At 69.1% G+C, this 9,951-nt stretch carries 7 protein-coding genes and 1 pseudogene; 4 read left to right on the top strand and 4 right to left on the bottom strand.

The genetic code is table 11. From position 1 onward, the window contains the following. Positions 1–297, top strand: a pseudogene (locus tag AB0A61_RS23390) (helix-turn-helix domain-containing protein); the annotation flags it as partial. 969 nt (positions 298–1,266) lie between these two features. Continuing rightward, complete coding sequence (locus AB0A61_RS23385; RefSeq protein ID WP_361295323.1) at positions 1,267–2,475, top strand: phospholipase D-like domain-containing protein; 1,209 nt, start codon at positions 1,267–1,269, stop codon at positions 2,473–2,475. Between the two features lie 936 nt (positions 2,476–3,411). Here the strand turns inward: AB0A61_RS23385 and AB0A61_RS23380 are convergent. Further along, positions 3,412–3,582, bottom strand: coding sequence for a hypothetical protein (locus tag AB0A61_RS23380; protein ID WP_037952753.1), 171 nt, complete (start codon positions 3,580–3,582; stop codon positions 3,412–3,414). A 139-nt stretch (positions 3,583–3,721) separates the two neighbouring features. On the opposite strand from AB0A61_RS23380, the gene AB0A61_RS23375 reads away from it, so the two are divergent. Beyond that, positions 3,722–3,895, top strand: coding sequence for a CsbD family protein (locus AB0A61_RS23375; RefSeq protein ID WP_079133780.1), 174 nt, complete (start codon positions 3,722–3,724; stop codon positions 3,893–3,895). Between the two features lie 454 nt (positions 3,896–4,349). After that, on the top strand, positions 4,350–5,201 hold the full coding sequence (locus AB0A61_RS23370) for a YihY/virulence factor BrkB family protein (RefSeq protein WP_361295318.1): 852 nt from the start codon (positions 4,350–4,352) through the stop codon (positions 5,199–5,201). A 413-nt stretch (positions 5,202–5,614) separates the two neighbouring features. Here the strand turns inward: AB0A61_RS23370 and AB0A61_RS23365 are convergent, their stop codons facing one another. From AB0A61_RS23365 to AB0A61_RS23355, 3 genes are all read right to left on the bottom strand, one after another. Further along, positions 5,615–6,460: an RNA polymerase sigma factor SigF gene (locus AB0A61_RS23365; RefSeq protein ID WP_361295315.1), complete on the bottom strand. Its 846-nt coding sequence runs from the start codon at positions 6,458–6,460 to the stop codon at positions 5,615–5,617. Positions 6,461–6,556: 96 nt separating this feature from the next. Then, complete coding sequence (locus AB0A61_RS23360) at positions 6,557–8,320, bottom strand: thiamine pyrophosphate-dependent enzyme (protein WP_361295312.1); 1,764 nt, start codon at positions 8,318–8,320, stop codon at positions 6,557–6,559. Positions 8,321–8,334: 14 nt separating this feature from the next. Then, entirely contained in the window at positions 8,335–9,918 is a 1,584-nt protein-coding gene (locus tag AB0A61_RS23355; protein ID WP_361295309.1) for an FMN-binding glutamate synthase family protein, read from the bottom strand. Positions 9,919–9,951: the final 33 nt, after the last annotated feature.

The raw sequence follows: 9,951 nt of genomic DNA, 5'->3' as shown, positions 1-9,951 counted from the left end.
TGGAATAGGGAACACGGAAGCCTGCCGGATCATCGGCATCAACCGCCGCACCGGCAAGCGTCGGCTCTACGGCCGGCAGGCATCCGCGAGGTACAGGGCAGCCCCGCCCATCGTGGACACGGGGCTGCCCTGGCAAGCACCCGAACCCCCGGCTCGCCCCGAGGAACCCGTCGGCCCGTCGCGCTACCTCACCGAGGCCGACCGCATCCACATCGCTGACCGGCTCCGGGAGAAGGCGTCCGTCCGGGCCATCGCGGCCGAGCCGGCCGCAGTCCCTCCACCGTAAGCCAGCGGCTTGATCAACTCACCGCAGTGTTGCTACGACCCCTGGAATTCGCCCACGCCGGTGGGGCCTCACTGCTCTGTTCGGCTCACACCTGTCCGTAAGTCAGGCGGACAGGCAGAGTGCCGAGCGTTGCGGAAGCCGGCCCGTACGGGTCGGCCAGGGGCGCAGATGCGGCGGTGGGGCGGGTGCGGCAGGTGAAGCCGAGTTGGGTCATGGCCCTGAGGACTTCGGCTCCGCCGGTACGCCTGGGCAGCGGGGCAAGCGGTGAAGAGGGCCTCGTCACCGCTCTGATCGGAGAGCACTGCCTCGGCGATGCCGCACTCGGAGGCCCGGAGTCTCTAATCAGCGTGGCCAGCCCTGTCCGGTCGCCGCCCGACTCGAGTCACGGACCGCACAGTCCACCTCCTCACCCAACCTGACGCGCCATCAGAGCGAGCGTCACATGAGCGTCGGAACTGCCTGGCGCGGACCCTGCGAAGACCGAGAGCGACACGCGCCCACCTTCCCCTTACTGATCCAAGCCGCAGGTCAGGAGCGTACGTCCGGCACGCGACCTGCTCCACGTCATGCGCCCACCGAAAACATGTCGACGCGACCGGCCCGGATCCTGGGAAACCAGGGAAACAGCAGGTCAGAGCCCCTTTGTGGCAGGCTCCAAAACAGCCACGCACTCCACGTGCGACGTCATGGAAATCACGTCACAGGAACCCGGAGCCGAAACAACCGCAGGTCAGAGCGGGTTTTGCGGCTGCACTGACCACCCTTGCGGACGTCTGGAGCGTCAAACGAGCGTCGTGACGACACGACGGTGATCGCATGGGTGACGTCCGCAGCAAAGACTGTGCGGCTGGCGTCGCGGTGTCGGTGGGCTCGGTCCAGGCAGACTGCTGGAGTGCCGCGGTGCCGGCCGGGAATGTGGTTGTTCGGGCTCGCCCAGCGCCCGTGACGTTCCGTCTTCATGGTCCAGTGGGAGATTCGGCGTGATACTCGACGGCATACCGGCACCCCCTGCGCGCGACACCGCGCCTGACGCAGCAGCGCGCAAGCAGCGCCTACGCCGTCGCCTGGAGCGACTGATCGGCGTGGCCGCCACCGAAGGCAACGACCTGGTGCCCCTGCGCAACGGTGATGAGATCTTCCCCGCGATGCTCGGGGCGATCCGTTCGGCTCGGCACACCGTCGACATGATGACGTTCGTGTATTGGCGGGGTCAGATCGCCCACGACTTCGCCGTCACTTTGGCCGACCGCGCCCGCGCGGGGGTGCGCGTGCGACTGCTGCTCGACGGCTTCGGCGCCAAGGAGATCGAGCGGCGGCTGCTGGACCTCATGAGCGCCGCGGGCGTGCAGGTGGCCTGGTTCCGCAAACCCGTGTGGCTGTCACCGTTCAAACAGAACCACCGTTGCCACCGCAAGGCCCTCATCGTCGACGAACACACCGCCTTCACCGGCGGCGTCGGCATCGCGGAGGAATGGAGCGGCAATGCCCGCAACCCTGCCGAGTGGCGCGACACCCACGTCCAGGTGCGCGGCCCGGCCGTGGACGGTATCGCCGCCGCGTTCGCGCAGAACTGGGCCGAGTGTCATGACGAACTCTTCGATGACCGCGACCGTTTCACGGAACACCCGCAGGCCGGCTCGTCGGTGGTGCAGGTCGTGCGTGGCTCCGCAAGCATCGGCTGGCAGGACATGCAAACCCTCATCCGGGTCATGCTCACCTCCGCCGAGGAACGCTTCCGGCTGGCCACCGCCTACTTCGCCCCTGACCCCTACTTCATCGACCTGCTGTGCCAGACCGCACGTCGCGGCGTGCATGTCGAGATCCTGCTGCCCGGCCCCCACACCGACCAGCGCGCCTGCCAGCTCGCCGGTCAACACCACTACACGCGTCTGCTGCAGGCCGGCGTGCACATCCGCCAGTACCAGCCGACCATGATGCACGCCAAGATCATCACCGTGGACTCGGTCGCCTCCCTCATCGGATCCACCAATTTCAACCGCCGGTCCATGGACCACGACGAAGAAGTGATGCTCGCCGTCCTGGACGAGGAGTTCACTGCCTCCCTCGACCGCGACTACGAGGAGGACCTGCGCCACAGCGTGGGCATCGAGCTCACTCGATGGAGACGACGGGCAGTGCTGCAACGCGCCAAGGAAGCCGCCGTCACCCCGATCCGGCGCTTCCTGTGAGCCGACCGGCACCCTGGCACAATGGCGAACCGCAGGATCCGCGCGAGCCAACCAGCGCCGCGCGCGTGAAGCGAATCGAAGGCACGCCGTACCCGCGGTCCCACAGACCGATCGTCCTCCCGGCGGCACGCGAAAGCCGCTCACCGGGGCGGTTCCTGGGCCGGTCGGCGGGGCCGCTCGGCCACAGGTAGGCGCCCCCTGGCGACCCTGCCGCAGAACGAGACGCAGCGCACCGCGAGTTGCCGCATCTGGCCGCCGAGAACCGGAAACGGCTTCGGTCACCGGTGGACACGTTGCCGCGACGACCCGCCGCATCGTCGTCCGCGACCTTGCTCACCGCGGTCCAGCCCCGGGTCTGTCAGGTCAAACCGGCCTGCACGGGCGGCGTTGAGGGCGGGGCGCGTACAAGAAGCCGGCCTCGTGGTACAGGAGTCCGGGAGGAGAAGGCCCCGCCCCTGCCCGGCTCTGAGCCGCTCCCCGCATCCAGGTATCGAAGCACTGTTACGTCTCCCCAGGGTCAGGCTTCGAACGGAAGCCGAAGCTGAAAGGCAACGGGAGGTCCGTACGGGCGTGGTCGGGGCTGCGACGGATCAGCTCGGCCGCGGTCGCTTTCTACCTGGCCACGTCGGTAGCCGCGTCCCGGTCGCCGGCCACTGCGTCCGGGAGTCGCGCCGCGGGACCTCCGCACGCCGCCGCGGCCCGGCTGGGCGCACGGCCGCCGGTAAGGCCGGGGCGGGGACACGGCAGGAGGTCGCGCGGGTTCCATCGCGCGTGCGTGTCCCGCCCCCGACTGCACCGCGCCTACCCTGCTGCCGTTTGGGACACCTGTGGGCTGTATGGCCTCTTACGTACCAGGTCGCCTCACGTCCGGCATGCGCACGGGGCCCGGCCGTCATATCGGCCGGACCCCGTGATGAAGGCGCGCTGCGGATCAGATCACCATCGGTACCAACGACCTCGGCCGCCACCGGCGGTGGTGGAGCGCATGACGAAGCCGAGAAGCCACAGCACCAGGACGGCGACGGCGACCCACCAGAGGATCTTGATGGCGAAGCCGGCACCGAAGAGGAGCAGTGCAAGAAGCAGAACAAGCAGCAGGGGAACCATGTTTATCAACCTCCTGCACTCTCGTCTGCCCTGCAATTCCGTCGCCATTCACCGACTACGCCTTGTTTGTGAAAGGAACGCCGGGGCACAAGCGGGTTACCGCGACAGCGGCACACGAGCTATCAGGAGGTACTCTTCCATGACTGCCGGCGAGAAGGCCAAGGCAAAGAGCGAGCAGGCCGAGGGCAAGGCCAAGGAAGCCGTGGGAAGCGCCATCGGAAACGACCGTATGGCTGCTGAGGGGCAGGCTGAGAAGAGCACGGGTGATGCCCGTGAGGCCAAGGAAAAGGCGAAGGACGCGTTCAAGCACTGAACCTGCATCTCCACCGGGAATTCGAAAGGGGCCTGCCCGGCGTGACTCCGGGAAGGCCCCTTTCGACGGATCGCCGAGGGCCGAACACGCAGGCACTGAGTCTCGCCTCAACTGCTCATCGGCCTTCTCGCCCGCCACCATGCCGACGATTTCCCGTCCATGGCCGTCGCCCAGGTCGCCACCAGGCCCGCACCCGCAGGTCCCCGGCGGACACGGAACGTGCCGACGGCTCTGTTCACCACACGGTGGCTGAGAGAGGCAAGGGACCGTGGCCCCCTGTGACCGTCCGCCGACCAGAGCGGCTGCTCGAAAAGCGTGCCGGGCATGCGTACAGTGAGGGCCAAAGCGTCTCGGGCAGCGGGCACTTGGTGCGGTACGCGCCACACGCGGCCGGGTGGTGTCGCCGTAGTGCTGGATGAGGCGGCCCGAGGACGGGGGTGAGAGCGTCCGCGTCATGGATGATGCAGAGGATCACACGGCTCGGTGGTGGGCGGCGCTGCGCCGGACGCCGGTGGCCGTCTGGAACGACGACGTCACGGACTGGGCCGCTGCGCTGACCTATTACGCGGTCCTGGCCCTGTTCCCCTTGCTGCTGGTGATCCTCTCGATCCTGGGTCTGACCATGCCCACGGCCAGGCCAGAGGTCATCGACCGCATGTCGCAGGCCGCTCCGGTCGCGTCCCGCGCTCTGCTGCGCAGCACCCTGCGGCAGATGGCCGGACAGTCGTCGGCGGCATGGACGTTGATCATCCTCGGAGGGGCGGGAGCCCTGTGGTCGGGGTCCAGCTATCTGAGCGTCTTCCGCCGGGCGTTGCACGCCATGCATCGGACCAGCGCGCACCGGCCGGTCTGGCGCACTGCTCCGCGTATCATCGCCACGGCCCTCGTCCTGATCTCCCTGCTTCTCGCGTCGACCCTCGCGCTGTTTCTCACGGGCAGCCTGGCCCGGCGTCTGGGCCGGGTGCTGTCTCTGGGCACCTGGCCCCAGGCCGCCTGGGACACACTGCGGTGGCCGGTCGTGGCCGCCGTCGCCGTCGCCCTGGTACTCGTCCTGTACCGTTCGGGCCCGCCGCCCTCCCGCCCTGTCGGGAAGATGGCGCCCGGCGGGGCATTGGCGGTAGTGCTTCTGTTGGGGGTCTCACTCGGATTCGCCGTCTACACCTCCCATGTCAGCACCTATCACCGTCTGTACGGTTCACTGGCAGGCGTCGTGGTCTTCCTGGTCTGGCTATGGCTGTCCAACCTGTCCCTGCTGGTCGGCGCTCAGTTCAACGCAGAGCTGGCGAAGCCCGTGCACGGGGAATGAGCCGGTCTTCCAGTACCTGCGGCGGGACCGCCCGCAGCCTTCCCTTCGGCCGGTTCGCTCAGTACGGCACGCACACGCCGACACCGCACGAACCGTGAGCAGGCCGCTCGGTTGACCTGTGGCGGTGTCTGCCCGCCGGCCGCGTGGGCGGTCGCGGCCTCCGGCCTCGCGCGGTGCGCCGCGTCTCGGGGTGGGAACGGTGCTCGGAGCGCCGTATCTGTCATCGGCCCGTACCCGATCGCGGCGAGTGTGGAGGCGGACCGCACCACGCAGCCGCGGGGCCCCGCCCGATCGGCAGGACCTCGCAAAAGTGAGGCACCACACCCGACATCTCCCCCGCTCCGCAGGACGCCCGGCTGCCGTCCGGCTGCCGGGCCCCGACCGTCAGACGGTGCTGAGCATGCCTTCCCGCGTCAGACGGTGCTGAGCATGCCTTCACGCAGGCGGGCCAGGAGACGGGAGATCAGCCGGGAGACGTGCATCTGGGAGACACCGAGACGCTCACCGATCTGGGCCTGGGTGAGTTCCTCCACGAACCGCCAGTGGATGATCTTGCGGTCGCGTTCGTCGAGTTCGGCGATCATCGGGGCGAGGGCGTGGAAGTCCTCGATCAGGCCGAGGGCGGCGTCCTCGTCGCCGATGAAGTCCGCCAGCGCGGCCTCGCCGTCCTCGCTGCCGTTGATCGCCGCGTCCAGGGAGGCGGACTTGTAGCCGTTGGAGGCCAGTTGGGCCTCGACGACCTCGTCCTCCGGAAGGCTCATCAGTTCGGAAAGCTCTTTGGCGGTCGGTGTCCGGCCCAGTCGGCTGCGCAGTTCCTCGTTGGCGCGGGCGAGTTGGACGCGGGCTTCCTGGAGCCGGCGCGGGACATGTACGGCCCAGGAGGTGTCGCGGAAGAACCGCTTGATCTCGCCGACGATGTACGGCACGGCGAAGGAGGTGAACTCGACCTCGCGGGTCAGCTCGAAGCGGTCGATCGCCTTGATGAGCCCGATCATGCCGACCTGGACGATGTCCTCCATCTCCTCCGGCCCGCGGCTGCGGAACCGGCCGGCCGCGTAGCGGACCAGGGACATGTTCATCTCGATCAGCGTGTTGCGCGCGTACTGATACTCGGGCGTTCCCTCCTCCAGGACGGCCAGCCGGTCGAAGAACGGCTTCGACAGCTCCCGCGCGTCCTTCGGCGCGACCTTGGAAGGGTCCGTGATCTCCGGCACATCCACCGTCTGCTCGGCGGTCAGCACGGTCGTCGTCGGCATCATGGCGCCCTCCCAGTCGATCAGCCTCGTCCTCGCCGGTCCATCGTCCGGCAGGCACGGGCCTACCCCGTCCGCCGATCGGCATTCCTCGAACTGTTGTCAGTCCCCGCGGGACTCTCCATGGCTGCGTACGATTTCCTTCACCTTGGCCACCGCGAAACCCCAGCCCTGCTCGACGGTCGGCTTGGCCGGGACGGCGATCTCGTCGGGGTTGGTGAGGACGTCCAGCAGGACCGGGCCCGGACTGCCGAAGGCGCGTCGCACGGCGCCCTCCACGTCGGCCGGGTCGGTCACACGGATGCCGGTGATGCCCATGGCTTCGGCCACGGCGGCGAAGTCGGGGTTGTCGAGCACGGTGCCGAACTCGGGCAGGCCGGCCTGTTCCTGTTCGAGTTTCACCATGCCCAGCCGGCGGTTGTCGAAGACGACGAGCTTGACGGGAAGGCGGTACGTCTTCAGGGTCATGAGGTCGCCAAGGAGCATGCTCAGTCCGCCGTCGCCGCAGAAGGCCACGACCTGGCGCTCGCGGTCCAGGCTCTGGGCGCCCAGGGCCTGGGGCATGGCGTTGGCCATCGAGCCGAGGTTGTAGGAGCCGATGAGTCGCCGCTCGCCGCGCATCTCGACGAAGCGCGAGAGCCACACGGTGGCCATGCCCGTGTCGGAGGTGAAGACGGCGTCATCGGCCGCGATCCGGTCGACGGCCGCGGCCAGCGCCTCCGGGCGGATGTCATGGGCGCGGTTGTCCAGCGCGGAGCGGATACGGCCCACCACGCCCTTGTCGTGCGCGGGGTCGGCGAGCCGGGCCTGACCGGCGCGCCACTGGTCGAAGCGTTCACGCGCCTTCTCCAGGTGCGAGCGGTCGCGTGCGCCCTCGGTACCCGAGGGGGCGGCGCTAAGGTCGCCCAGGAGGTCGCGGACGGTGGCGCCGGTGTCTCCCACGAGCCCGACGTCGACCGGTACCCGGCGTCCGATATGGGTGGCCTCGGTGTCCACCTGGATCACGGTCCGGCCCTCGGGATACCAGTCACGGTAGGGGAAGTCCGTGCCGAGCAGCAGCAGGGTGTCCGCGTCCTGGAGGGCCGCAGCGGCGGCGGGGTTGCCGATCAGCCCCGTCTGGCCGACCTGGAAGGGGTTGTCGTCGCCTTCGAAGCCCGCCTTGGCCTTCAGGGTGAGCACCATCGGTGCGGCCAGGCGGTCGGCGAGGGTGAGCACGTCCTCGCGGGCGGCGCGGGCGCCCTCACCGACGAGCAGGGTGACCCGTTCGGAGCGGTCGAGGAGTTCCGCGGCGCGGTGGACGGCCGACCCGTCCGGCCGGCTCACCGGGGCGTTCAGGGAGAACCGGGCCGGCCGGTCGGCGGTCAGTTCCCGCTCGCCCAGGTCACCCGGCACCGTGAGAACGGCGACGCCCCTGCGGCCCAGTGCGTGGCGCACCGCCGTCTCCAGCATCTGCGGAAGCTGGTCGGGCGAGGTGACGGTCGCGCGGAAGACGGCCACGTCACTGAAGAGGGCGTCGTTGTCGACCTCCTGGAAGTAGTCGCTGCCGATTTCGGCGAGCGGCACCTGGCCGGCTATCGCCAGGACCGGGGCGTGGCTCTTGGCCGCGTCGTACAGGCCGTTCAGGAGGTGGACGGAACCGGGCCCGACGGTGCCCATGCACACGCCGAGGGTGCCGGTTAGCTGCGACTGGGCGCTCGCGGCGAAAGCCGCCGCCTCCTCGTGCCGGCAGCCCACCCATTCAAGGTTCTCGGTGGTGCGGATGGCGTCGGTCAGGGGATTGAGCGCGTCTCCCACGACGCCGAACACCTGGCGCACGCCGAGCTCGCTCAGCGCGTCCACGATGACGCGGGCAACAGTACGGGCCACGTGAGTCCTCCGGTTCAGACGGTGAAGTGGTCGGGGTCGGCGGCGTTCCAGTCGGCCGCCCAAGAGGCCGGTGGCTCGGCGAGCAACTGCCCGGGCTGGAGCCACTCGTACAGCTCCTCGAAGGAGCGCTCGGTGCAGGGGTCGACGCGCCGGCGGAGCATGTGCGGACGCAGCTGCGCGGGATCGGTGACACCCATGGACGCCATGATCTGCAACGCGCTGGCCACGGTCGCTTCCTGGAAGCGCTGGACGCGCGTCGTCTTGTCGCCTACGTCGAGGGCGCGGGCACGCCGTGGGTCCTGGGTCGTGACACCCGTGGGGCAGGTGTTGGTATGGCACCTCTGCGCCTGGATGCACCCGACGGCGAACATCATCGCCCGCGCGGCGTTGCCGTAGTCGGCGCCCTGCACCATGCGCTTGACCAGGTCGGTCCCGGTAGCGATCTTGCCGCTCGCCCCGACCTTGATCCGGTCGCGCAGGCCCACGCCCACGAGGGCGTTGTGAACGGTGTGCAAACCCTCGGTGAGCGGGGTGCCCACGTGGTCCGCGAACTCCAGCGGCGCCGCACCGGTCCCACCCTCGGCGCCGTCCACCACGATGAAGTCGGGCGCCGTGCCCTCCTCCAGCATGGCCTTGCACACGGCCAGGAACTGCCGCCGCGAGCCCACACACAGCTTGAACCCGGCAGGCTTGCCACCGGACAACTCGCGCATGCGAGCGATGAAGCGCACGAGTTCGCGCGGGGTGGAGAACACCCGGTGGTACGGCGGGGAGACGACCGTCCGCCCCTCGGGCACGTCGCGGACCCGAGCGATCTCGGCGTTCACCTTGGCTCCCGGCAGAACACCGCCGATGCCGGGCTTCGCGCCCTGCGACAGTTTCAGGGAGACACACCTGACGTGATCGTGTGCGGCCTTGTCGGCGAACTCGGCCGCGTCGAAATCGCCTTCCTCGGTACGGCAGCCGAAGTACCCGGTGCCGATCTCCCAGACGAGGTCGCCTCCCGGACGGAGGTGATACTCGGACAGCCCGCCCTCACCGGTGTCCTGGGCGAACCCCCCTGCCGCGGCACCCCCGTTGAGCGCGAGGACCGCGTTGGCGGAGAGCGAGCCGAAGCTCATCGCCGAGACGTTCAGCAGTGCCATGTCGTACGGACGGCTGCAGTCCGGTCCGCCGATCCGCACGCGCGGCGGGTCCTTCGGCACCGGTCGCGGCGCCATCGACGGGACCAGGAACTCGTAACCGGGCTGGTACACGTCCCGCTCGGTGCCGTACGGCTCCTCCGCGTCGGTGCCCTTGGCGCGCTCGTAGACGATGCTGCGCACATCCCGGTCGAAGGGACGCCCATCATAGTTCCGCTCGATGAAGTACTGCTGCAGCTCCGGGCGTATGCGCTCCAGGAGGTAGCGGGCATGGCCGAGGACGGGATAGTTGCGCAGCACCGAGTGCCGCCACTGCACCAGGTCCCAGGCGCCCAGCACCCCCGTGAACATGAGCGGAACGGCCGCGAACCACCAGTAGGGCGAGATCCCGAGCGCCGCGGCCAAAGCCCCGAGAGCGGCCACGAGAGTCAGGAGGACGATTCCTACGCGTGTCATACCTGGCGCATTGCCCGGTTATCGATCGCCATG

Source organism: Streptomyces sp. NPDC046197, from assembly GCF_040646295.1.
Classification (GTDB): Bacteria; Actinomycetota; Actinomycetes; order Streptomycetales; family Streptomycetaceae; genus Streptomyces.
This window is presented reverse-complemented; position numbering and strand designations above follow the sequence as displayed.

Bases quoted from the DNA above. Each gene is read 5' to 3' on its own strand.
- AB0A61_RS23355 (WP_361295309.1), bottom strand. From the start codon at position 9,918: ATGACACGCGTAGGAATCGTCCTCCTGACTCTCGTGGCCGCTCTCGGG.
- AB0A61_RS23380 (WP_037952753.1), bottom strand. From the start codon at position 3,582: ATGGTTCCCCTGCTGCTTGTTCTGCTTCTTGCACTGCTCCTCTTCGGT.
- AB0A61_RS23365 (WP_361295315.1), bottom strand. From the start codon at position 6,460: ATGATGCCGACGACGACCGTGCTGACCGCCGAGCAGACGGTGGATGTG.
- AB0A61_RS23370 (WP_361295318.1), top strand. From the start codon at position 4,350: ATGGATGATGCAGAGGATCACACGGCTCGGTGGTGGGCGGCGCTGCGC.
- AB0A61_RS23375 (WP_079133780.1), top strand. From the start codon at position 3,722: ATGACTGCCGGCGAGAAGGCCAAGGCAAAGAGCGAGCAGGCCGAGGGC.